This window comes from Vibrio sp. 2033 (assembly GCF_033339735.1).
In genome coordinates, this window is sequence record NZ_JAWOVC010000005.1 from 163,616 (window position 1) to 188,695 (window position 25,080).

The 25,080-nt window shown below is 44.3% G+C and carries 19 protein-coding genes; 11 read left to right on the plus strand and 8 right to left on the minus strand.

The genetic code is table 11. The features are described from left to right. Nucleotides 1–106: 106 nt before the first annotated feature. The 3 genes from R7P74_RS09665 to R7P74_RS09675 form a co-directional block, all read right to left on the minus strand. Complete coding sequence (locus R7P74_RS09665; RefSeq protein ID WP_005387269.1) at nt 107–529, minus strand: DUF7282 domain-containing protein; 423 nt, start codon at nt 527–529, stop codon at nt 107–109. A 343-nt stretch (nt 530–872) separates the two neighbouring features. Next, the gene (gene pta / locus R7P74_RS09670; protein ID WP_033905765.1) at nt 873–3,017 is read right to left on the minus strand and encodes a phosphate acetyltransferase; all 2,145 of its coding nucleotides are present in this window, start codon (nt 3,015–3,017) and stop codon (nt 873–875) included. Nucleotides 3,018–3,153: 136 nt separating this feature from the next. Further along, nucleotides 3,154–4,350: an acetate kinase gene (locus tag R7P74_RS09675; RefSeq protein WP_064354187.1), complete on the minus strand. Its 1,197-nt coding sequence runs from the start codon at nt 4,348–4,350 to the stop codon at nt 3,154–3,156. Between the two features lie 346 nt (nt 4,351–4,696). Between R7P74_RS09675 and yfbV the strand changes: the two genes are divergently transcribed. From yfbV to R7P74_RS09705, 6 genes are all read left to right on the plus strand, one after another. Continuing rightward, entirely contained in the window at nt 4,697–5,149 is a 453-nt protein-coding gene (gene yfbV, locus R7P74_RS09680) for a terminus macrodomain insulation protein YfbV (RefSeq protein WP_005380809.1), read from the plus strand. Between the two features lie 330 nt (nt 5,150–5,479). Continuing rightward, a complete protein-coding gene (locus R7P74_RS09685; RefSeq protein ID WP_017633858.1) occupies nt 5,480–6,445 on the plus strand; it encodes an ABC transporter substrate-binding protein in 966 nt (321 codons plus the stop codon). 174 nt (nt 6,446–6,619) lie between these two features. Continuing rightward, the gene (locus R7P74_RS09690; RefSeq protein ID WP_054574798.1) at nt 6,620–7,555 is read left to right on the plus strand and encodes an ABC transporter permease; all 936 of its coding nucleotides are present in this window, start codon (nt 6,620–6,622) and stop codon (nt 7,553–7,555) included. Then, a complete protein-coding gene (locus R7P74_RS09695) occupies nt 7,552–8,346 on the plus strand; it encodes an ABC transporter ATP-binding protein (protein ID WP_213868080.1) in 795 nt (264 codons plus the stop codon). The genes R7P74_RS09690 and R7P74_RS09695 overlap by 4 nt, the downstream gene beginning before the upstream one ends. Before the next feature lie 141 nt (nt 8,347–8,487). Beyond that, the gene (gene malZ / locus R7P74_RS09700; protein ID WP_213908059.1) at nt 8,488–10,314 is read left to right on the plus strand and encodes a maltodextrin glucosidase; all 1,827 of its coding nucleotides are present in this window, start codon (nt 8,488–8,490) and stop codon (nt 10,312–10,314) included. A 174-nt stretch (nt 10,315–10,488) separates the two neighbouring features. Next, the gene (locus R7P74_RS09705; RefSeq protein ID WP_005380815.1) at nt 10,489–11,949 is read left to right on the plus strand and encodes a sensor domain-containing diguanylate cyclase; all 1,461 of its coding nucleotides are present in this window, start codon (nt 10,489–10,491) and stop codon (nt 11,947–11,949) included. Between the two features lie 51 nt (nt 11,950–12,000). Here R7P74_RS09705 and dusC read toward each other — a convergent pair whose 3' ends face one another. After that, the gene (gene dusC / locus R7P74_RS09710; RefSeq protein WP_005380816.1) at nt 12,001–12,960 is read right to left on the minus strand and encodes a tRNA dihydrouridine(16) synthase DusC; all 960 of its coding nucleotides are present in this window, start codon (nt 12,958–12,960) and stop codon (nt 12,001–12,003) included. Nucleotides 12,961–13,130: 170 nt separating this feature from the next. On the opposite strand from dusC, the gene R7P74_RS09715 reads away from it, so the two are divergent. After that, nucleotides 13,131–13,748 (plus strand): YecA family protein, encoded by a 618-nt coding sequence (locus R7P74_RS09715; protein ID WP_033905759.1) that lies wholly within the window; start codon nt 13,131–13,133, stop codon nt 13,746–13,748. 79 nt (nt 13,749–13,827) lie between these two features. On the opposite strand, the gene dsbB is transcribed toward R7P74_RS09715, so the two are convergent. Continuing rightward, nucleotides 13,828–14,364, minus strand: a complete 537-nt coding sequence (dsbB, locus tag R7P74_RS09720) for a disulfide bond formation protein DsbB (RefSeq protein ID WP_213895504.1) — start codon at nt 14,362–14,364, stop codon at nt 13,828–13,830. Between the two features lie 83 nt (nt 14,365–14,447). Continuing rightward, complete coding sequence (nhaB, locus tag R7P74_RS09725; protein WP_005380822.1) at nt 14,448–16,034, minus strand: Na(+)/H(+) antiporter NhaB; 1,587 nt, start codon at nt 16,032–16,034, stop codon at nt 14,448–14,450. 639 nt (nt 16,035–16,673) lie between these two features. Between nhaB and fadR the strand changes: the two genes are divergently transcribed. After that, complete coding sequence (fadR, locus tag R7P74_RS09730) at nt 16,674–17,513, plus strand: fatty acid metabolism transcriptional regulator FadR (protein ID WP_005380824.1); 840 nt, start codon at nt 16,674–16,676, stop codon at nt 17,511–17,513. A gap of 110 nt (nt 17,514–17,623) precedes the next feature. Here the strand turns inward: fadR and R7P74_RS09735 are convergent, their stop codons facing one another. Together R7P74_RS09735 and metG are read right to left on the minus strand one after the other, a co-directional pair. Then, entirely contained in the window at nt 17,624–18,433 is an 810-nt protein-coding gene (locus tag R7P74_RS09735; RefSeq protein ID WP_005380827.1) for a hypothetical protein, read from the minus strand. Nucleotides 18,434–18,643: 210 nt separating this feature from the next. Next, on the minus strand, nt 18,644–20,719 hold the full coding sequence (gene metG, locus R7P74_RS09740) for a methionine--tRNA ligase (RefSeq protein WP_213895505.1): 2,076 nt from the start codon (nt 20,717–20,719) through the stop codon (nt 18,644–18,646). Between the two features lie 162 nt (nt 20,720–20,881). On the opposite strand from metG, the gene apbC reads away from it, so the two are divergent. From apbC to R7P74_RS09755, 3 genes are all read left to right on the plus strand, one after another. Continuing rightward, nucleotides 20,882–21,958, plus strand: coding sequence for an iron-sulfur cluster carrier protein ApbC (gene apbC, locus R7P74_RS09745; protein WP_137282267.1), 1,077 nt, complete (start codon nt 20,882–20,884; stop codon nt 21,956–21,958). 180 nt (nt 21,959–22,138) lie between these two features. After that, on the plus strand, nt 22,139–22,780 hold the full coding sequence (gene udk, locus R7P74_RS09750) for a uridine kinase (protein WP_005380833.1): 642 nt from the start codon (nt 22,139–22,141) through the stop codon (nt 22,778–22,780). A gap of 188 nt (nt 22,781–22,968) precedes the next feature. Further along, nucleotides 22,969–25,056, plus strand: coding sequence for an AsmA family protein (locus tag R7P74_RS09755; RefSeq protein ID WP_318122818.1), 2,088 nt, complete (start codon nt 22,969–22,971; stop codon nt 25,054–25,056). Nucleotides 25,057–25,080 lie beyond the last annotated feature (24 nt).

Genomic DNA, 25,080 nt, shown 5'->3' on the forward strand with positions numbered 1-25,080 from the left:
TTCCATCGCAAATGAAAAAGTACTTAACGGTTAGCAATGCCGTTAAGTACTTTTGTGTCATCTAAATACCGGGAGTAGGAAGTTTACTTTTTCATTCATCGTCACCTTACTTAGCGCGTACGATGTCCATCACTAGCTTTCCGTCCACTTTTACAGGACCGTCCTCTTTAGCGCCGAGCGTATACTCAAACACACCAGTCTTCATGCCACCTTTCTCTCCGTGGACCATTAACATCAGCATATCGCCTGATTCTACTGGTTCCATCAAAATTGCATTTACGTTTTCATTCTTTCCCATTTTTAACGGAGCGTAGCCGATAACAGGACCAGGCTTCATTGATTCGTCTGTTCGGTGGACAACCATCCACCCATTGTCATCAGCATGAGCCATTTCAGCGGTCACCGTTCCTCCGGACATATCTTGATCGACGCCTTTAATACTCGAGGCGGAAAAGCTGAATGAAGAAAAACTAATCAGAAACGCAGCTAAACCAAACTTTATCAGTGATGTATTGATGAAATCCTTCATATATATTCCTTAGCAGTCAATGAGTTTGTGCATTGCAGTAGCTTTTACGTATTTCCTAGCAAAAAAGTTTAGCTAAAACGTAAATAATGCCGATAAATTGAACAGGGGCCGTGCTGCCTTGGAGCCAATGTATTTTGGGGAATGGGTCAATCGGTGTAAGAACAAGCGCGAGCATTGTCGATTAGGTGTGGTGGGGCGATAGGGAGAAAAGCTTTGCGCACCAGTAATTATAGGTTGTGCAGTGATTGGTATAAAAAACAAATAAGTGTTCTGGCCAGCAATAGAAAAAGCCCTCGACGAATCGAGGGCTTTGTATCTATATCTAACTAGATGTCAGAAGCGATTATTTAGCTTCTTGGTCTGCTTGGATAGCTGTTAGAGCGATGGTGTACACGATGTCGTCTACTAGCGCTCCACGAGACAAATCGTTTACAGGCTTACGCATACCTTGCAGCATTGGACCGATAGATACTAGGTCAGCTGAACGTTGTACCGCTTTGTAAGTCGTGTTACCCGTGTTTAGGTCTGGGAATACAAATACTGTCGCTTTACCTGCAACTGGAGAGTTTGGTGCTTTAGAAGCAGCAACGTTTTCCATAATAGCAGCGTCGTATTGTAGAGGACCGTCAATGATAAGATCAGGACGTTTCTCTTGAGCCAGTTTTGTTGCTTCACGTACTTTATCAACGTCTGCACCCTTACCAGATTCACCAGTAGAGTAAGAGATCATTGCAACGCGTGGTTCGATACCGAATGCTGCTGCAGAGTCAGCAGATTGGATAGCGATTTCAGCAAGCTGTTCAGCAGTTGGATCTGGGTTGATTGCACAGTCACCGTAAACCAGTACTTGATCAGGCAGAAGCATGAAGAATACTGAAGATACGATAGACGCATTTGGTGCCGTCTTGATGATTTGGAACGGAGGAACGATAGTGTTCGCCGTAGTGTGAACAGCACCAGAAACTAGGCCGTCAACTTCGTCGTTCTCAAGCATCATTGTGCCAAGGAATACTGAATCTTGTAGCTTCTCACGAGCCACAACTTCAGTCATGCCTTTCGCACCGCGCAACTCAACTAGGCGAGCAACGTAGTTTTCACGAACAGCATCTGCATCGATGATGGTTACACCAGTACCTAGCTCAACGCCTTGTTGAGCCGCTACGCGACGGATCTCATCTGGGTTACCTAGAAGTACACAGTCTGCAATGCCGCGTTCAGCACAGATTGCCGCTGCTTTAACTGTGCGTGGTTCGTCACCTTCTGGAAGAACGATACGCTTACCTGCTTTACGAGCAAGTTCAGTTAGCTGGTAACGGAACGCTGGTGGGCTTAGACGACGAGACTTCTGAGTGCCTTCAGTCATAGACTCGATCCAGTTACCGTCGATGTGGCCAGCAACGTGTTCGTTGATGAACTCGATACGCTCTTTATCGTCTGCAGGTACTTCGATGCTGAAGCTCTGTAGGTTTAGAGACGTTTGCCAAGTGTTACCTTGTGCTTTGAAGATAGGTAGACCAGTGTCGAATGCTGGTTTACATAGGCCTTCGATTTCGCTAGGGATATCGTAACCGCCAGTTAGCAGTACAGCACCAATATCCACACCGTTCATTGCAGCAAGAGAAGCAGCAACGATAACATCAGGACGGTCTGCAGAAGTAACAAGTAGAGAGCCCGGTTTGAAGTGCTCAATCATGTTTGGCAGAGAACGTGCACAGAAAGTGATGCTCTTGATGCGACGAGTGTTGATGTCACCTTCGTTGATGATATCTGCGTTCAGGTGTTTAGCCATGTCGATTGCACGAGTCGCAATCAGATCAATGCTCCATGGCACACAACCTAGTACACGAATTGGAGAAGTGTTGAAAATTTCCATCACTTTCAATTCGTTTTGTTTCGCGCTGTCTGCATCGTCAAAGATTTCAGATAGGTCAGGGCGAGTACGGCCAGCTTCGTCAACAGGAGCGTTTAGCTTGTTGATGATAACACCAGAGATGTTTTTGTTTTTAGTGCCGCCGAAGTTAGAACATGCTACTTCGATACGCTCTTTCAGTTGCGCAGGGTTATCAGTACCTGGAGTCGCAACTAGCACGATTTCTGCACCAAGTGTTGCCGCGATTTCCGCGTTTACTTGGTTTGCAAATGGGTGCTTACGAGTAGGTACAAGACCTTCGATTAGCGTAACGTCTGCGTCTTTGTTGATTTGGTTGTAACGTTCAACAACGGTTTCTAGCAGCTCGTCCATGTTGTCGTTACCGATTAGGCTTTCAGCAACAGACATCGCCATTGGTTCACCGATCTTCATATCGCTGTTACGACCAACGATAGTTGAAGTCAGATCTGGCTGATCACCACCTGAACGTGGCTGACAGATTGGCTTGTAGAAAGAAACTTTAACGCCTTTACGCTCCATAGCGCGAAGAACACCCATGCTAACGCTTGTTAGGCCAACGCCTGCGCTAGTAGGGATAAGCATAATAGTACGAGACATTCGTAGAGTACCTTTAGCTATTTGGGGGATAAAAGCTCAACTCTTATTCCATGAAGCTCGAAGAATAGGAGTTGAGCCCCTAAGAAATTCGTTTGAATGAAAATCTGGCTAGCCGAGTGGCTAGCCAGGAATTCAATTAAAGACCTGTCAGGCGAGCAGTGTCTTCAGCGATGACTAGCTCTTCGTTAGTAGAGATAACCATTGCAGGGATACGGCTGTTTTCAGTCGTGATAACGCCTTCGCCGCCGAAGCGAGCTTTAAGGTTAGCTTCGCTATCTACTTCGATACCGAAGATGCCAAGACGGTTTAGAACCATTTCACGGATAGGGCCAGAGTTCTCGCCGATACCGCCAGTGAAAGTGATTGCGTCTAGACGGCCTTCCATTGAAGCCGTGTAGCCAGCAACGTATTTAGCTAGACGGTGACAGAACACGTCCATTGCGCGCGTTGCTTCTTCTTTTTGACCGTAGTTGTCTTCAACGAAACGACAGTCAGAAGTCACTTCAGTTAGACCTTGAAGACCAGACTCTTTAGTTAGCATCGTGTTGATTTGTTCAACAGAGTAACCTAGAGCGTCGTGTAGGTGGAAGACGATAGCAGGGTCGATGTCGCCACAGCGAGTACCCATTACCAGACCTTCAAGTGGAGTAAGACCCATAGAAGTGTCTACAGATTGACCGTTCTTGATCGCACATACAGATGCGCCGTTACCTAGGTGACAGTTGATGATGTTTACTTCTTCAACTGGTTTGTTTAGTAGGCCTGCAACTTCACGAGTGATGAACAAGTGAGAAGTACCGTGCATGCCGTAACGACGGATACCGTGTTCTTTGTATAGGTTGTATGGAAGAGCATATAGGTAAGACTCTTCAGGCATAGTTTGGTGGAACGCAGTGTCAAATACAGCAACGTTTTTCAGCTCTGGGAAGTTTTTCTTAGCCGCTTCGATACCGATGATGTGAGCAGGGTTATGAAGAGGTGCAAATGTTGCAGCGTCTTGAATACCTTTTAGAACTTCATCAGTAATTAGTGCAGATTGAGTGAACTGCTCGCCGCCGTGAACGATACGGTGACCGATTGCGCCTAGGTTAGCTTTAAGCTCTGGCTTAGAAGCAAGAATAGTTTCTACCATAAACGCTAGTGCTTCTTCGTGAGCTGCACCATTGCCTAGTTGAGCTTCGTGCTTGCCATCAAGTTTCCACTTGATGCGAGCTTCAGGAAGGTGAAGACACTCAGCAAGACCTGACAAGTGCTCGTCGCCGTTCTCGGCATCAACAACGGCAAATTTAAGAGAAGAACTACCGCAGTTTAAAACTAAAACTAGCTTAGACATGTATGACTACCTGTTATTCGTCTGATAAAAAATCAGTTAAAGAATGAAAAATTAATCACAAGAATAGCCGATACCCAGAAGGCTGCGTACTAATCCTGGTCAAAAATTGTTCTAATTCCATATAAAGAAATAGTGATGAACCCTTCCATCACTATGATGCGATCCGTGCAGATAGATATCTCGGAGTTGCTTAAATTGTAAATAACAGCAACAATGAGATTGAGGGTCTGCAAAGGATAGCGATAATAAGCAATGATAACAAAAAAAATTTGAAAGAATATTAACTTTCATCAATTTTTTGTACCTTCAGTTGAAATGTTCAACTATTTTTTAGTGAGAGAGCGGTATGAGTAATAAAGTCGGATTGATCCATAGCCTGAAAGATGGCCAGAATTACATGGAGATCTGGCCGGTTCGTAAAGAGCTAAGCGCCATATTTCCGGAACAGCGTATCATTAAGGCGACTCGCTTTGGCATTAAAGTCATGCCGGCCGTTGCTGCGATCAGCGTACTCACTCAAATGGCATTCAACAATTACCACGCGTTACCTCAATCCATTGTTGTCGCCTTGTTTGCGATTAGCTTGCCACTTCAAGGCATTTGGTGGCTTGGTGCTCGATCCAACACGAAATTGCCGCCTTCTTTGGCCTCTTGGTATCGGGAGTTGCATCAAAAAATTGTGGAAACAGGTTTTGCATTAGAGCCTGTCAAAGCTCGCCCTCGTTACAAAGAGCTTGCGATCATACTGAACCGAGCGTTTCGCCAGCTCGATAAATCGTCATTAGAGCGTTGGTTCTAATTTAAATTGTTTGAAATGGAGTGTGCACTGGCCGCTCCATTTTTGATCCTGCCTCTATTACCTACTTTGACGGTCGTCGATGAAGCGAGCGAAGCTTTGTTTACCAAAGATTCTTTCCGGATGAAGAAGTCCCCCCGATCACAAATGTTGCTTTAGTGTTAAATCTTTCTTTTCTTTACTAAGACTTAGTAGTAATAATAAAAACAAGATGCGCAAGAAGTGCACAGTTATACGAACACAACAATACCGCCTTCAAACATTTGAATTCACGAGTCGATACACATATTGAAAGCTCGTGAAACAAGGACGAAGTCACATCAAGGAGTTATGATGAAAACGAAACGTTTATTAGCCACCGCCGTTCTATCTGCTACTGCTATTTTCTCTTCTACCAATGTACTGGCCGCCACTGCAACTGTCGCAGTTTCACAGATTGTCGAACACCCGGCGTTAGACGCGACGCGCCAAGGATTACTTGATGGTTTGAAAGCGAAAGGCTACGAAGAAGGCAAAAATCTAGAATTTGATTATAAGACCGCACAGGGTAATCCAGCGATTGCGGTGCAAATTGCCCGTCAGTACGTCGGCGAAAATCCTGATGTGTTAGTTGGCATCGCGACACCTTCGGCACAAGCCTTGGTGTCGGCTACTCGCTCTATTCCTGTTGTCTTTACTGCGGTAACAGATCCGGTTGGTGCGAAATTGGTTAAGTCGATGGAACAACCAGGCAAAAACGTAACTGGCCTTTCTGATCTTTCACCCGTTGCTCAGCATGTCGATCTCATCCAAGAAATTCTTCCTCAGGTGAAAAGCATCGGGGTTGTATTTAATCCCGGTGAAGCTAATGCCGTGACTTTAGTTGAATTACTAAAAGAAAGCGCAAAAGCAAAAGGCATACAAGTGGTTGAAGCGACCGCACTAAAAAGTGCTGATGTTCAGTCTGCGACTCAAGCGATTGCAGCGAAATCAGACATTCTTTACGCCCCAACAGACAATACAGTTGCAAGTGCGATTGAAGGGATGATTGTGGCAGCGAATCAAGCGAAGAAACCTGTATTTGGTGGCGCGACGTCGTATGTGGAAAAGGGTGCAATTGCAGGCTTAGGTTTTGACTACTACCAGGTTGGTGTACAAACCGCGGATTACGTGGCGGCGATTCTTGATGGTCAAGAACCAGGCAAGCTGGATGTAAAAGTCGCGACGGGCTCTGACCTTGTAATTAATGAAAGCGCAGCATCTAAGCTCGGTATCAAGCTGCCAAGTTCTGTGGTTGAACGTGCGACAAGCATGCAATAAGTAACGCTTTTTGGGGTTAAGCCTGTCACGTTGGTTGGTAGACGCTTGCCCCAAAATTGATACTCGCCGGATTTCTCGTGTAGAGCATTCTGCTAGAGAAGAAGGGGAGTATACGTTAGAAGTCTTACGTTCAGGTTGGTATTAGCCAGCCTGAGCATGCAGAAAGGAGCAGTTATGTCTGCATTTGCTTTTTTTGGCGCACTCGAAATTGGCTTGATTTATGGCCTAGTCGCACTGGGTGTGTATCTTACGTTCCGTGTTCTCGATTTCCCCGATTTGAGTGTGGATGGCAGCTTTCCAATGGGAGCTGCGGTGGCTGCAACGGCGATTGTCGCAGGTATTAATCCTTGGCTTGCGACAATAATGGCGATGATAGCTGGTAGTATGACGGGGTGGGTAACCGCTTTTCTGGCTGTTCGGTGTGGTATTTTACACCTGTTAGCTTCCATTCTTACCATGATCGCGGCATTTTCAATCAATATTCGTATTATGGGTAAACCTAATATGGCGTTGCTTGGAGAGGATACGATTCTCACTCCGTTTGAAGCATTGGGCGATCCGATGTTCATTCGTCCTCTGGTTGTTGGGGTCTTAGTTCTTTTGTCCGCTTTCTTTGTCATTCGCCTGCTGAACAGCGACTTTGGTCTTGGTTTACGAGCCACGGGCGTTAATGCGCGTATGGTTTCTGCGCAAGGGGCGAGCACTGGTTTTTATACCTACTTTGGTTTGGCTTTATCTAACGGTTTTGTCGGATTCGCAGGCGCGTTGTTTGCACAAACGAACAGCTTTGCAGATGTGACCTCTGGCGTGGGCACCATTGTGGTTGGTTTGGCTGCTGTGATTTTGGGGCAGACCCTTATTCCCGGGCGCAAGATTTGGGTTGCGGTATTTGCGGTCATCATCGGTTCGGTACTTTATCGCCTTGCAGTGGCTTTCGCTTTGAGCTCTGGCATGTTTGGTTTACAAGCTTCAGACCTCAACCTGGTTACCGCAGTATTGGTGGCTGTGGCGCTTATTGCTCCAAAGCTAAAACAGAGCATGAGAGCGAAACAACGCGTTACTGATGCTAAACAAGCGGCATCAAAAAATGGTTCTGGGGAGGCATTATGATCGAACTAAATAATATTCAGGTCACGTTCAACCCTGGGACGATTTTGGAAAATCGTGCATTGAAAGGCGTCTCTTTAGAGGTTCCAGAGCATCAATTTCTTACCGTGATTGGTTCTAATGGCGCAGGAAAATCGACGTTGCTTGGTGCGGTGACAGGTGAGACGCCGATGATAGGTGGTCAGGTTATCATTGACGGCAAAGACGTCACCAAGCAGACGGTTGCCCAACGTGCGACGCAATGCGCCCGAGTGTTTCAAGATCCATTGGCCGGGACTTGTGGTGAACTGACGATAGAAGAGAACATGGCTCTAGCGCACATGCGTGGTAAAAAACGCAGCTGGGGGTTGGCGCTCTCTACTAAACGTCGCAAGCTGTTCCAAGAGCGAATTAGCATCCTCGGTCTTGGTTTAGAAGACCGCTTGGGCGATAGCATTGGGTTACTGTCTGGTGGACAACGACAAGCCGTTAGCCTTGTGATGGCGACGTTATCGGAGAGTAAGTTGTTATTGCTTGATGAACACACGGCTGCGCTTGATCCTCGTATGGCGGCGTTTGTTATCGACTTAACTAAACGTATTGTCGATGAGTTCGATTTAACAGTGATGATGGTGACGCATTCGATGAAAGACGCATTAGCATGTGGCGATAGGACCGTAATGCTTCACCAAGGTGAAATTGTGCTTGATGTGGCTGGAGAGCAGCGCACTAACATGCAAGTACCAGACTTGTTGGATATGTTCTCCAAAGTGCGTGGTGAAGAGCTGGCAGATGACAGTCTCTTGTTGAACTAAGCGGTATCCGACAAGTCACTACGCCTACTAAGTGTGATCCTCCTTGAGAAAATTGGCTGATATGTCAACTCGCAAGGAGGATTTCTTGTCTCTAATTCTTCAATAACATAGTGGCATATCCGATGACGAGGAGTGCCCATAATGAACCTGCCATTTATTTTTCATAGTCAAACTATTGATGGTTTAGCTTTTAATGACGAGCAAATTACAGTCAGACTGAAAACCGAGACATTGGATTTTGATTCCGTCTATGTGCGTATTGAGCCGGACAATGAAGAATATCTGGTCGACATGGCTCAAATTGGAACAGCTGGGGAATTGTTACTATGGGAGGCATCGTTTCGACCAAATCGAGATCGAGATGTCACACATTATGTGTTTAAGCTCCTCAAAGACGGACAACAATACTGGCTCGATGCACGAGGCGTACAAAAGCGTATTCCACCCAAAGAGTTCCACTTTAAGTTGAATGTAAACCATCAACCACCAAGCTGGGTCCAAGAGCAAGTTTTCTATCAAATCTTTCCTGACCGTTTTTCTGCTAGTAAAAGTGAGTCCGATATTCGCCACGCTTATGCTCAGTATGATTCTGCATCGATCGTCAAGGCGTGGGGAGACGCGGTAGGCTCTCACCAAAATACCGGGGCACGTGAATTCTTTGGCGGCGACCTCAAAGGTGTGGAGCAAAAGTTGAACTATCTTGAACAGCTCGGCGTTACTGCGCTTTATTTTAATCCGATCTTTTCTTCACCAAGTAATCATAAATACGACACCACTGATTACTTCACTGTTGACCCTATGTTCGGCACCAACGATCAGTTTGCTGAACTGTGTGAGAAAATCCGTGGTAAGAATATGAAGATTGTCTTAGACGCGGTGTTTAACCACACGTCAGTGCATCATCCTTGGTTTGATATCCATCAAAAAGGAGAAGGAGCGTATGGCAATCCGCAGTCAAAGTTCCGTGATTACTACTTTTTCGAAGGCGAAACCAATCACTACATCGGTTGGAAAGGCATTGGTAACTTACCGGTTCTGAACTTCGAAAATGAACAGGTGCGCGACTACATCTACCAAAGTGAAGATTCTGTCATCAAGTATTGGCTGAAGCCACCGTACTTGGTTGATGGCTGGCGGTTTGATGTAATTCATATGCTTGGCGAAGGGGACGGCGCGAAAAACAATGCTCATTATGTGGCAGCGTTTCGTAATGCGACTAAGTCAGTAAACCCGAATGCTTATGTGTTAGGTGAGCACTTTTTTGAAGCAACGCAGTGGTTGCAAGGTGATCAAGAGGATGGGGCGATGAACTACTACGGTTTTGCTCATCCAGTTCGAGCTTTTATCGCACGACAAGACATTATGTACGATCCAATCAACATTGATGGTTTGGAGTTTAAAGCATGGTTGGACGAAGCCAGAGCAAAAATCCCATTTTCTAATCAGCTATCGCAGCTAAATCAACTCGATAGTCACGATACTGCTCGGTTTATCACATTGGTTGATGGTGATAAGCGTAAAATGAACATCGCGCTAGCAATGCTTATGACTTACGTTGGCACGCCTTGTATTTACTATGGGAGTGAAGTCGGTCTAGAAGGAGGGCTAGACCCGGATAATCGTCGTTGTTTTCCTTGGAATGAAATTGAAAGTTCACAATGGCTATCGCTTTACCAACAATGGATCAAGATCCGTAAACAATGTAAGCCTTTAGAGTCGGGCTGTATTCAATGGCTTCATTGTACTAACAACCAGTTGGCGTACGCACGTGTACTGGGTCGTGAAGCAGTCGTTGTAATGGTTAATCTCAGTGGTAATGAATGTTCAATCGATTTACCTATGTGGCAACTGGGCTTGGAGGTTAGCCAAGTTATATCGTTGTTAGATGACACAGAACAGGTTGATTATAAAGGTCATATCTCTGTCAATATGTCGGCACAGAGCTGCAAATTATGGCGACTAAAGTGACACCACACTCTATATTGATTAAACTCCTTTAATATATAAACGGTCTCAAACAGCGCGCACACATTTGTTTGGTCTCTTGTTATCTGGTGCTGCATTGCATGCGTCACCAGATAACGAGTATCAATTTAATAGCAGTCATAAGAGACTATTGACCTTTCATATGCATGGTACTCAATGGTAAACCAAAGGCGATTTAGCCTCTCATTTGTCATCTTTTTTCCTCTGGCGTTATTTGTAGTGGTTTTACTCGTGACAACGAAAAATTACTATGATGCGGTTAACCGCTATATCGATTCTGAGTATTCGCGTATCGAGCGTGCAATGTCTCGCGGTATTAAAGTACTCACGGCTTTAGATTACAGCTTCACCAACTATACCAATTACGCTAACCCACTGTTTGAAGAACATAATTCTTTAGTCAAAGAAGGGCTTTGTTATCTTTGGCCTATAGATGTGTTATTACTCGAAAGTGTTTATAGTGAAGGGTTACCTGCGGTTGACCTTGATTATATGATCGTAGGGGACGAAAGCTTATGTCAGCAAGGTTCAACGATTAACCAGTTAGCTGAACAAAAGGCGGGTTTTGCGCCGTCATTGTCATTTCTGCACGATATTGAATCGCACATTGTTGGAATTCATTACATTGACAAGCGCGGTTACGTTATCTCCTCACCCGATACCTACGCAAAAAATTTCACGAGAGAACTTTTGTCAACGCTAAAAGCCCGACCTTTTTGGCAAAAAACCGCGCAAGATAAAGTGAATATTACCTTGGCTGGACCAGGGCCAGTGTTGGACTCGATGGAAGGTCAAGTCATTAGTATGACGGTACCCGTCTATGAGAAAGGAGAACACCAAGGTGTTTTGTCTATTGATTTTGACATCAATACGCTCATGGCTTCGTCGCTAGGTCTTGTTGGTCAGTTTCATTTGGTTTCCAATTTACAATCCATTCCTTCAAACAGTACACGAATCAAACCAGTCGAATTAGAGCGATTGAGTGCGAATCACAGCATGTACTACGAGTACAACCTTTGGGATGAAGCTAAGAACCTAGCGGTTTTTGAAAAATACAGCCTTATTGTCGCACTATTTATTTACGTGCTGAGTACCGTCGTCTTGTTCTATGTGAATATGCATAGCGAGCGACGCTACTTTAAAGAACTGGCAGCAAGAGACCCAATGACCAGCTTATTGAATCGTCGAGGTATGCAAACCGTGTGGCGTAATAAGATGACAAAAAAACAGGTTGCTTTAGCAGTGTTCGATATTGATAACTTCAAGAAGATCAACGACACCTATGGTCATGATGTCGGTGATTCTGCAATTCAGCTTGTTGCAAAATGTATACGTGAAAATATTCGCCATACCGATGTTGCCTCAAGGTTTGGTGGCGAAGAGTTCGTTTTAGCGATTTATGACGAAGATTCAGAGGGCATTAAACTCATTTTAGACAGAGTAAAAAAGGCCATAGATGAGCGCTCGACACGCGTAACGAAAGAAGGCTTTACGATCTCTGGCGGTGTGGTGTTTAGTAAAGAGAGCCGAGTAGAAAACTTTGATGAATTGTTTAAAGCGGCGGATGAAAAGTTATATCAAGCCAAAAGTACCGGCAAAAATAAGATCTGTTACTAGGATTTAGATACAAAAAAGGACGAGATATTCGTCCTTTTTTGTGTTCGGGAGTTATGCAACCTGAGAGTTTAAGTCATCGCGGTAGCGTTGAATATGCTCAACAATTGGTGCGGCTTTGTTGAACGTTCTGATTTCTCTAAATAGGTCTTTTGCTTCAGGATAAGCTTGACGTAAGTAAGAGAACCATTGTTTTACGCGGTTTGGGTAATACAAGCCTTTATCGCCTTTCATCTCGAACTTGGAGTAATAGATGAGCAACTCAACCACCTCGGGCCATGACATTGGCTGGTGGTTATGTTTTACCATATTGCCTAAGTTAGGGATATTGAAAGCGCCTCGGCACACCATTAAAGAGCTAACGCCAGTCGTTTCAATGCAACGTTGACCGTCTTCATAATTCCAAATTTCACCATTCGCTATCAGTGGGATATCGAAACGTTCGCGAATTTGGTTGATGTAATCCCATTTTATCTCAGAAGCTTTATAACCACCTTGTTTAGTACGTGCGTGTACGGTCAGTTCATTTGCGCCAGCAGACTGAATGGCATCGACAATTTCAAAGCAATCTTCAGGGTTCTCCCAGCCAAGACGAATTTTTGCAGTTACGGGAATGGCTTCTGGAACGGCTTCTCGACAAGCTTTAACCACACGGTGAATGAGCTCTGGATGCTGGAGTAGCGCTGCACCACCTTTACTTTTGTTGACCATTTTGGCTGGGCAACCAAAGTTTATATCAATACCTCTGGCGCCAAGATTTGCCGCTTTAATTGCGTTCTCAGCCATCCAGTTTGGTTCTTGTCCCAACAATTGCACATGTACTGGCACACCAGATGCAGTCTGAGAACCTTGCAACAGCTCTGGGCATAAACGGTGAAATACATGATCGGGTAATAGCTGGTCGATTACCCGAACAAACTCCGTAACACACAGGTCATAGTCGTTTATCTCGGTCAGGATTTGGCGCATCAAATGATCTAAAACGCCTTCCATTGGGCCTAGTACAACTCGCATAGCTTGCCTAATACAGTTTGGTGGTAAAAAGGAGGGCGATTGTAGCGATGTAAGTTAAGTTTGTCATTAAAAGAGTCGAAGCGGCCAATGCAGTCAAACACACAACGTTAGGTTACGTGCTTTTGAGCTCTGAGGTATAATGCCGCCAAATTTATGGGAAACCAGATGCCATGCAATACACATTGATTGAAAAAGGTGAAGTTCACGTTGATGAATCTTGCCAATTTATCGAAGGCGCAGTGTTAGCTGCGAATCTGACGACAAAACCACTCGCTCCTGAAAAGTGGTTAGAGCCGCTATTAGGTGAGGGATTCAAAGCGATTCAACCAGCTGTGGAAGAGCAAATTCACAAGCAGCATAACCGAATTCAACGAAACGAATATTCCGTGCTAGAGCTAACAGGCAAAGAACCTGAACAACTTGCTGATTTTGCCGAAGGCTTTATGTCTGTTTGGCCAATGATTGAAGAACAGTGGCAAGACGTTGAGCTCAATGATGGATTACAGCGTATGCTGCAAGCATTACTGACCACTTTGATGCTGGCGATCGATGAGCCAGCAACGCAGCAACAGATGCGTGACGCAGGTATTGAAACGCCACCGGCCCTGACAGATTTAGTCGACCAGCTTGATTTAATGGTCGGTGAAGTCGCGTTGGGCGCGGATGAGTTGATGGTGGGCAATAAAGCTCAAAGCCTAAACCCATTCAAAGGTATCGGGCGCAATGATCCCTGTCCTTGTGAGAGCGGAAAAAAATTCAAGCAGTGCTGTGGTCAATCACGCGGCTAAATCGAATTGCCACGCTATCCACTTAACAAAAAGCCGACCAGATGGTCGGCTTTTTGTTAATTTTTACGCGTCAGTAGGATTAATGAATTGGATTAACGCGTTTTGCAGGGAAGAATTGTGCAATTACAATTAATGCCAAAGCGATTAAATTGCCTGCAAAAATTACGACTAACCATTGTGGCATTGATAAATCAAGGAACTGCCATACAACCTTAGAGCAATCACCATATGCTTCAAACATCCAAGGAACCCACTGATTGAGCGGAGCCCAGCTAGGGAATGTGACGAATAAATCGCAAGTCGCGAATGGTGATGGATTAAACTGGTAGTCCACGTGCTGCATCGCAAGTAACAAACCCTTGTAAGCACTTAATCCCCAGCCTATCAAACCTAGCCAGCGGAAAATTGGGTTCTTGGGTGCCAATATACCAACTATTGCAGCGACGCCCACTCCCATCATCGCGACTCTTTCATAAATACACATGACACATGGTGCAAGCATCATGACGTGCTGAAAATAGAGGGCACATGCTTCAAAGAAAACGACGAATAGCAGAAGCAGTAGCCACGATAAACGTCCCTTTGAAAACTGGTTAAGTGAATTTAAAATAGTCACGTTTTTGTTCCTGTCTGAAATAGAAAAAGCTCTGAATACTCAGAGCTTTTTATCGTGGATAAGTTTCCTAATCAACTCAAATTTTAGTGACCACCGGATACTACGGGAGTCAGATCACCACTATGAGGTAAAATCCAACCAGCTTCGTAGAAAGAAGCGGTTGCAGGCTCTAGGAAGAACATGATTCCCATCAGACCGACAATCGCAAGAACGACGGTGTAAGGCAGCGCCATGATAACCATTCGACCGTAAGACAGGCGAATTAATGGAGCGAGAGCCGATGTGAGTAAGAATAGGAATGCCGCTTGACCGTTTGGCGTTGCAACAGAAGGCAGGTTAGTACCAGTATTGATTGCCACCGCCAGTAAGTCGAACTGATCACGAGTAATGAGGCCTTCGATGAGTGCAGTTTTTACTTCATTGATGTAAACCGTACCAACGAACACGTTATCCGACACCATAGATAATAAGCCATTCGCCACATAGAACAGAGCTAGCTGAGTACCTTTATCTTCAACGGCAAGCACCGCATCAATGACTGGTTTAAACAGCTCTTGGTCAATGATTACAGCAACGATCGAGAAAAACACTGCAAGCAGTGCAGTGAAGGGCAGGGCCTCTTCAAACGCTTTCCCCATGGAGTGCTCTTCAATGACACCAGTAAATGCGGTCGCTAAAATGATCACAGAAAGGCCAATTAAGCCGACAGCCGCTAAGTGCAAAGCGAGTGCAACGATCAACCAAACCGCAATAAGACCTTGAACCCATAGTTTTGCGACATCTTGATTTGTTCGCGTTTTACGCTCTTCACGGTCAAAATCGACGAGGATCTGACGAACGTTGTTAGGAAGCTTCGCGCCGTAGCCAAACACTTTAAGCTTTTCAACTAAAGCACAAGTGATGAGACCACAGAAAAATACAGGGAGTGTCACTGGAGACATACGGATTAGGAATTCACCAAATAACCAACCCGCTTGGTCTGCAATAATTAAGTTTTGAGGTTCACCAACCATCGTGGTTACGCCACCTAAGGCAGTACCTACACCAGCATGCATCAACAAAGAGCGCAAAAAGGCACGATAGTTTTCTAGGTCATCACGCGTTAGTTCAGTGATCGTGTCATCTTGTGTATGGTCATGGTCACCGATAGGGTTACCAGACGCCACTTTGTGATAGATAGAGTAAAAGCCGATCGCCACGCTGATAACAACGGCGATAACCGTCAAGGCATCCAAAAACGCAGACAAAAATGCCGCAGCAAAGCAGAACGCGAGTGATAGTAGGGTTTTAGAGCGAATGCCAAGTAAAATTTTGGTAAAAATGAACAGCAATAGCTGCTTCATGAAGTAGATGCCCGCAACCATAAATACCAGAAGTAGCAGTACTTCGATATTTGCTACTAATTCGTGCTTAACTTGCGCAGGGCTAGTCATGCCGATAGCAATGGCTTCAATAGCAAGTAAACCGCCAGGTTGTAATGGGTAGCATTTTAATGCCATTGCTAGCGTGAAAATAAATTCAGCGACCAACAACCATCCAGCTACAAATGGGTTTATTAGGAAGAATACAATCGGGTTAATTATTAAGAAGGCTATAATGGCAACTTTGTACCAATCAGGCGCTTTACCAAGGAAGTTCTTGATAAAAGCGTTTCCGAGCGATATCGGCATGATAATTCTCTTTATAACAAAATTATGAATAGACACTACAATAGTGCTTAAGTATCTGTTTGTTAGACTTATTAACTAGTCTTTAAAAACAATAACTTAGTAAAACAACAATCCTTTGTTTATTGTAGTCTTGCCAAGTTACTTCCCCTGAACTCAAGCACCGCTCACTTTCGACCGCAAACTCTACACTCAGGCATTTATTAGTCAATAACAAAACGTGATGCTACCGACTAAAATGACTTTTTAAATGTAATAACGCGATCAAAACAGCGTTACTATACCATGAAAGTCTTAAAAAAATCCTCTTGGATTTTAAATGACGGTCAGTGACGAGAAAAGGCAAATTAAGAAAGAATATTAACTGTGATATACAAAGTAATTTTTCATATTTTGAATATAAAAATGTGACACGGTTGTCTTTATTTCTCCGAGATTTGTGAGCTGTTTAATTAAATGAAAATTCATATTTTACTGCTTTCGCTCGCATGTTAGAGCCTCTTAAATTGACACAACATATAGAGTATTAACTCTATGTTATGTAGTCGTTTCCACTATTGATCGTAAATTTTCTCAAACCGCTAAGTAGTGGTATGATGAGTAGTATCGACCCTCAGAAATCAATATTGGATAAAAAGTAGAATGGTCATAAAGGCGAAAAGCCCTGCGGGATTCGCAGAAAAATATATTATCGAGAGCATTTGGAACGGCCGTTTTCCTCCAGGCTCAATTTTACCTGCTGAGCGCGAGCTGTCCGAACTGATTGGTGTTACTCGAACGACTTTAAGAGAGGTTCTTCAACGACTAGCCCGTGATGGATGGCTGACTATCCAGCACGGCAAACCTACGAAAGTTAACCAATTTATGGAGACCTCTGGTCTGCATATTTTGGATACTTTAATGACGCTAGACGTTGATAATGCGACAAACATTGTAGAAGATCTGCTTGCGGCACGTACCAACATCAGTCCTATCTTTATGCGCTATGCATTTAAAGCGAACAAAGAGAGCTCTGAGCGTACAATTAAGAACGTAATCGAATCTTGTGAAGCTTTAATGAATGCGGCTTCCTGGGACGAATTCATCGCTTCTTCGCCGTATGCTGAAAAAGTTCTGCAGAATGTGAAAGAAGATAACGAGAAAGATGAAGCGAAGCGTCAAGAAATCTTGATTGCTAAAACGTTCAACTTTTACGATTATATGCTTTTCCAGCGCCTAGCATTCCATTCAGGAAATCAAATTTACGGTTTGATCTTTAATGGTTTGAAGAAGCTTTACGATCGTGTCGGTAGCTACTACTTCTCAAATCCAGCTTCTCGTGAGCTAGCTCTGAAGTTTTACCATCAATTGCTCGAAACTTGTGAAAGTGGCCAGCGTGAACAACTACCAGTAGTGATTCGTCATTATGGTATGGAAAGTGCGTTGATCTGGAACGAAATGAAAAAGCAATTACCAACGAACTTCACGGAAGACGACAGTTAAGCGCTGACAAGTTGGATAAGCGAAAACCGCAGTGCCTTAGGCCTGCGGTTTTTTTGTTTTTATTTATAAGTCGGCGACGAACCAAGCACCAATAATAAGGCATGGAACGTTTATCCTGCTAGCGAGAGTCTGGGTAACGGTAGATATAATGACTCTACGACATCTGAAAGGACATGGTCGTAAGTATTGAAGATGGTCAATGACAAGTCCGATGTGATGCCATAAAGCTCTGCTTCTGTTAAGTCGACATGACTCCCTGTCACGTATTCATTTAGCGTCTGTATTGAGCGCGTGGAAGCAGGAGAGGTAATGCTAAGTGGAGCGATAACCGCTAGTTGGTTTAGCTTACGCATCATGACCGATGCATAATTTTTGAAACGCTCATTTCCGCCTTGCTCTCCTAAATCTTGAATGCTGATTCGTAACTGAGTCAGGGTCTCCAAGCTATCCATAATGTTTTGCCAGTTCATGTGATACTCATTATGCAAGTCATCTCTTTGCTCAACCGCTAGCCATGCGATGGTTACTTCATCCATCAAAAACAAGCAATGACGAATTAACTTACCATGCTCCATCTGGTTTCTTGCAACACTATGGTCATTCCATTGTTCAAGTAGTTTCCCTACTTTAATCTGTAATACGCGATACATGGGTTTGTTTTCAAACCGTGATGTTTCGACTAAAAGATGCAGCTTGTTAGTCAGAGCATCATGAAGAGCGTCCAATTTTTGTTGATCGTTTTGTTGGAATTGAAGCGAGTAGTGAGTAGCAGCTCGGTGGTGTCTCAGAAGGTGAACAACATCTCGCAACAATGTTAACAGCTGATATTTGCGCGCATGTTGCTGCTCTCGTTTAGAAGATAAGTGATATATTCCGGCTAAAATAGCGATGGACAATAGTGTGGAAATCAAAACAAACATAACCAACTCCTTGTTAGTGTTTGGACCTAACAAGGAAGATTGCAGTTTTGATGCCACTAATTAAATTCTATTAAAACAGTAATTTAGGATTGTGATGGGAGAGGTGCTGTACAAGTTTGGTGCACAAACTCCCCAAAAGTGTGAATTCAGTCAAAAAAAGTCCCCGCTGAACTGGCGAGGACTTTTTAAATTTGATTGTAAAGCTACAACTTACATTACGCGCATGCCAGGTTGAGCGCCTTCGTGTGGCTCAAGGATCCACAGGTCGCTACCACCAGGGCCTGCCGCTAGGATCATACCTTCAGACATACCAAACTTCATCTTACGAGGTTTTAGGTTTGCTACCATTACCGTTAGCTTGCCTTCTAGCTCTTCAGGTTTGTAAGCTGACTTGATGCCAGAGAATACCTGACGAGTTTCACCACCGATGTCCAATTGGAACTTAAGCAGTTTGTTGGCTTTTGGTACTTCTTCACAAGAGATGATACGAGCGATACGCATATCTACTGCAGCAAAAGCATCGAACTCAATCTCTTCAGCGATTGGTTCTTTGTCTAGCTCGGTTTGGCTAGCCTTGTTCTTTTCCGCTTCAGCTTTCTCTTTCGCCGCCATTTCTGCCGCCGCATCTTCTTTAGACGCTTCGATCATCGCTGCAACATTCTTCGGATCGATACGGTTGAACAGTGCTTTGAACTTAGTGATCTCGTGGCCTGTTAGTGGAGCAGCGATGTTTTCCCAAGTTAGCTCTTGGTTTAGGAACGCTTCAGTACGCGCAGCTAGCGATGGCATTACTGGTTTCAGGTAAGTCATCAGTACGCGGAACAGGTTGATACCGACAGAACAGATGTCTTGTAGTTCCTGATCTTTGCCTTCTTCTTTTGCTACAACCCACGGTGCTTTTTCATCAACGTATTGGTTAGCTTTGTCTGCCAATGCCGTGATTTCACGGATTGCACGACCAAACTCACGCGTTTCGTAAAGCTCAGCGATACGGTCAGCAGCAGCAACAAATTCGTTGTAAAGTTCAGGCTCTGCAAAGTTGTCAGACAGTTTGCCTTCAAAACGTTTCGCGATGAAACCTGCGTTACGAGATGCCAGGTTAACGATCTTGTTAACAACGTCAGCGTTTACGCGCTGAGTGAAGTCTTCAAGGTTAAGATCTAGATCATCGATACGGCTGTTTAGCTTCGCAGCGTAGTAGTAACGTAGACACTCAGGGTCTAGGTGCTCTAGGTAAGTGCTTGCTTTTACGAACGTACCTTTAGACTTCGACATTTTCGCGCCGTTTACGGTTACGTAACCGTGTACGAATACGTTGTTAGGCTTGCGGAAGCCAGAACCTTCTAGCATTGCTGGCCAAAATAGGCTGTGGAAGTAAACGATGTCTTTACCGATGAAGTGGTACAGCTCTGCTGAGCTGTCTTTTTTCCAATACTCGTCGAAATCTAGGTCGTCGCGCTTGTCACATAGATTTTTGAAAGAGCCCATGTAGCCGATAGGCGCGTCTAGCCACACGTAGAAGAATTTGTTTTTCTCACCAGGGATCTCGAAGCCAAAGTATGGTGCGTCACGTGAGATATCCCATTGCTGCAAACCAGATTCGAACCATTCTTGCATTTTGTTCGCTGTTTCAGCTTGTAGCGAGCCAGAGCGAGTCCACTCTTTTAGCATGCTTTCAAACTGAGGCAGGTCGAAGAAGAAGTGCTCTGAATCTTTCATTACTGGCGTCGCACCAGAAACCGCAGATTTAGGATTGATCAGTTCTGTTGGGCTGTAAGTCTCACCACAGTTGTCACAGTTGTCACCGTACTGGTCTTCAGACTTACATTTTGGACAGGTACCTTTTACGAAACGGTCCGGTAAGAACATCTCTTTTTCTGGATCGAACAGCTGAGAGATAGTGCGGCTAGAGATAAAGCCATTTTTCTTCAACTCAAGATAAATGTGTGACGCTAGCTCACGGTTCTCATCTGAGTGTGTGCTGTGGTAGTTATCAAAGCTGATATCAAATCCAGCGAAGTCTTTTTGGTGCTCTTCGCTAACTGCGGCAATCATTTCTTCAGGAGTAATACCCATCTGTTGCGCTTTAAGCATGATTGGCGTGCCGTGAGCATCGTCAGCACAGATGAAGTTTACAGTGTTGCCGCGTAGGCGTTGGTAACGAACCCAAATGTCCGCTTGGATATGCTCAAGCATATGACCAAGGTGGATCGAACCGTTAGCGTACGGAAGGGCACAAGTTACCAGCATTTTCCTTGACGGAAAGTTTTTTGGATCGTTTGCCATACTTAATATTCGCTTTTCTTGATAGGTATAAATAAATTTTGATGGATAATACTACCCCATGAACTGACTAACTCCAAGGTGTCAAACTGCGGAATGCCTTAGTTTTTTTGGGGTTCTGGTTGAGCCTGGACGGTGGTAGCATGACATCTAAAAGGAGGGCTTATGCATCAGTTCACTTCAAAACAAGATTTTTGTCACTGGTTTAACCAATTCCAACATCTACATTTGGTGGAAAACTGGGCAGATATTCATGGCGCAATTTCGATTACGACACAGGGTTCTATTGATATAACGTTGCCATTCGCAAGTAATGAGCTTCAAACCGTACTGCATGACTGGATCAAACAGCAGCAAGCCTCGGGTAAAGTGGCTGAATTCCCATTTAATATTCGCCTTGGAGTTAAAGCTTTAGAAACTCAAGTGGCTAACTCGGTTAAGGGTGTTAAGAACATCATTGCCGTCAGTTCTGCGAAAGGTGGCGTTGGTAAATCTACTACCGCAGTTAACTTAGCGTTGGCGATTGCTCAATCTGGGGCGAAAGTGGGATTGTTGGATGCAGATATCTATGGTCCGTCTGTACCTATGATGTTGGGGCAAGAAGATGCTAAACCAGAAGTTCGTGATGGCAAGTGGATGGAACCCATTTTTGCTCACGGCATCTATACTCATTCTATCGGTTATTTGGTGGATAAATCAGAAGCGGCGATATGGCGCGGTCCAATGGCTTCAAAAGCATTGTCGCAGTTATTAACTGAAACAGATTGGCCAGATTTGGATTATTTGGTGATTGATATGCCGCCAGGTACGGGGGATATTCAATTGACTCTGTCACAACAAATTCCGGTAACAGGTAGCGTGCTAGTCACAACGCCGCAAGATTTAGCCCTTGCCGATGCAAGGAAGGGAGCGGCAATGTTTAACAAAGTCCATGTCCCGGTTATTGGTGTTGTGGAAAACATGAGTTATCACATTTGTAGTCAATGTGGCGCGAAAGAGCATATTTTTGGTATGGGCGGAGCTGAAAAAATGTCGCAAGAATTTGGCTTAGCATTGTTAGGACAAGTTCCGCTTCATATCTCTATGCGAGAAGATATTGACGCTGGCGTGCCAACGGTAGCAAGACGCCCAGAAAGTGAGCATGCAGGGTATTATAAGCAACTTGCCGATCGCGTATGTAGCACGATGTTTTGGCAAGGCAAAGCAAAACCAGATGCGATTAGCTTTACAATGGTGAACTAAGTTTACTATGCCTGTTGGTTGATAATTGCACATTTTAACGTTTGCTCGGAGGTTAATCCTCTGAGCAGGCAGAAACTTATGACTAAACCCTAATTCCAACTAGTAACTATGGGGTGAACTCCCTATAATCAGGCAGTTTATCTTTTTATGTGACAAGAAATCATCATCGGGTGCAAACTAATGTCTGATAATAATCAATGCGTCATCGTAGGTATTGCTGGCGCTTCTGCTTCTGGAAAAAGTCTGATCGCGAGCACTATTTATAATGAGCTTCGCGCGAAAGTAGGCGATCATCAAATCGGTGTCATCACGGAAGATTGCTACTACAACGACCAAAGCCACCTAAGCATGGAAGAGCGAGTAAAGACGAACTACGATCACCCGAGTGCGTTGGACCACGACCTACTGTGTGAGCACCTAGAAAAATTGGTACGTGGTGAAGCAGTAGAAGTGCCTGAGTACAGCTACACTGAGCACACAAGAACAATTAACACCACCACAATGACACCTAAAAAGGTGATCATTCTAGAAGGTATCCTTCTTCTTACAGACCCTCGTCTTCGTGATTTGATGCATGCGACAGTATTTATGGACACACCGTTAGATATTTGCTTGCTTCGCCGTGTTAAGCGTGATGTGGAAGAACGAGGCCGAACTATGGAGTCTGTTCTTAAGCAATACCAACAAACAGTACGTCCGATGTTCATGCAGTTTATCGAACCTTCTAAGCAATATGCGGACATTATTGTTCCTCGCGGTGGTAAAAACCGTATCGCAATTGATGTATTAAAAGCTCACATTGCAAGACTTTTGAAAGCTTAAGCCTATAGACGGCTATATCGCTTTATTTTTACGAGAAGAAGTGGCACCTTAAGTGCCACTTCTTTTTTTGTTTTTAAATTAGTCAGTTGCAGGTTAAAACCAGACACTTTTCACGCTTTTGTGGAACTGTCAGCGGTAAATGGAGTCTGCGCTTATAATTGTAAAAACACTCGAGCAAGGAAAAACAAATGAAGAAACTGCTCTTAATTCTAGCAATACCGATTGTGGTCATTTTGGTCGCAATTTTAGCGTTAACCATCTTCGTCAATCCGAATCAGTTTAAACCCCTTATTGTTGAGCAAGCGCAAAAGCAAACGGGATTAGAGTTGGTGATTGAAGGGGATATCAGTTGGCAATTTTTCCCATCGATTGGCTTTGAGTTGGGACATACAGAGTTGCGAAACCCACAAGGCTTTAGTAAACCCAATTTATTCAAAGTTGATACCGTTGGTGTAGATATCTCTGTCATGCCACTTTTTAGTCAACAGCTTGAAATTGGAAACGTCACGCTTGATGGGGCTGAGTTCTACATTGAAACCAAGAAAGATGGCAGCAAGAATATTGATGCATTGACGAAAGCCCAAACACAACAAGCAGAGCAAGCGAGCGATACTGCGCCTACGCAAAATGGTGAAACGCAGCCTGCTGGCTCTGATTGGAGCATTAATCTTGCTGGTGTTACGGTTTCTAATGGCTCATTAGAAATGCAGGATAAGCAAGCCGGTAGTTACACCAAACTTTATGATATTTCATTAAACCTTTCCGAATTCGCTTTTGACAACTGGACAACGGCTGATTTTGGCGTGAAGGGCGAAATGAACGACCAAAAGTTCACCGCGAAAGGTCAGGCAGACTTTAAGCTAGAAAAAGGTTTGGCAAACTACGCGCTAAAGAACATCAACTTTGATGCGACATACTCTGACCCTGCCAATAAGATTGAATCGGCAACGATCGGTTTAGACACGTTTGAATTCGATACAGTAAATAACCTGACTTATGCCATTAAGGGTGACGCTGGTGGTATGAAGTTAGATATGCAGGGTGCTGGTCAACTTAGCGTGGACAAGGCTATCAGCAAAGTACAGTTGGATAAGTTAACTCTTAAATCGACTTTTGAGGGTGATGCCTTACCTCAGTCCCCGATGAAAGTCGACATGGTGTCTGATCTGTCTTTCGACCTAACGAAAAACCACCTGAGTTTTGTTCTAGAGAAGTTAACAGCGAATGCTATCGCCCTAGATGGTAAGGCAGATGTGACACTCGGTGATATTCCTAAAGTACGCTTTGCTCTCCATAGCCCCAATATCGATCTTGATGAGTTGTTAGGGTTAGATAAGCAAGCTGCCGAAGGTAATAAGCCTGCTTCTGGTGGCGAGAGTGCTCCTGCCGGACCTGAGGTTGAGCCTGATTTGTCTGCGTTGAAAACGTTAGATGTAAAGGGTGACATTACCATCGACAAATTCAAAGCGGCAAATGCGAAGATGGAAGCGGTAAAAACGAGCTTCACTGTGAATCGTGGCGTGTTTGAGCTTACATCATTTAGTTCGAAGTTGTACCAAGGCTCAATCTCAGCGACAGCGAAGTTAGATGCACGCCAATCACCAGCGACTTACAGTGTTAAAAAGTCAATCAAAGGCGTGAAAGTTCAACCGCTACTTATAGACGTTGCTGAAAACGACAAACTTGAAGGGACAGGTAACATTGATGTGAATGTTACAGGTAAGAGTCTCACGCCTACCGGTATCAAGAAGAATCTATCTGGTACGGTTGTTATCAATTTTGCTGACGGTGCGGTGAATGGCATCAACGTTGCTCAGTTGATTCGTGAAAACTATGCGAAATTTAAAGGGCAAAAAGTTGAAGGCACCAATGTAGCTAAGAAAACAGACTTCAGTGCGATGACGGCGACATTGAAACTCAACAAAGGTGTTGTATCAACGGATAATATGCAAGCTCAGTCTCCATTGTTACGTGTTCGTGGTAAAGGTACCGCAAACTACATCAATGAAACAGTCGACTTTACTATCAGCACGTCAGTTGTAGGCAGCCTAGAAGGCCAGGGCGGTAAAGATATAGATGAGCTGAAAGACATCACGATTCCAATCAATGTGTCTGGTAAGTGGGCAGATCCTAAATTCAAGCTCGTATTCGATGATGTTCTGAAGCAGAAAGCTCAAAAAGAAATCGATCGTGGCGTGGAGAAGCTAACGGACAAAATCAAAGACGAGAAAACCAAAGATGCGGTCGATGGTTTATTGAAGAATCTTTTCAACTAACCGTGCGTGAAAATCAAAAGGGTT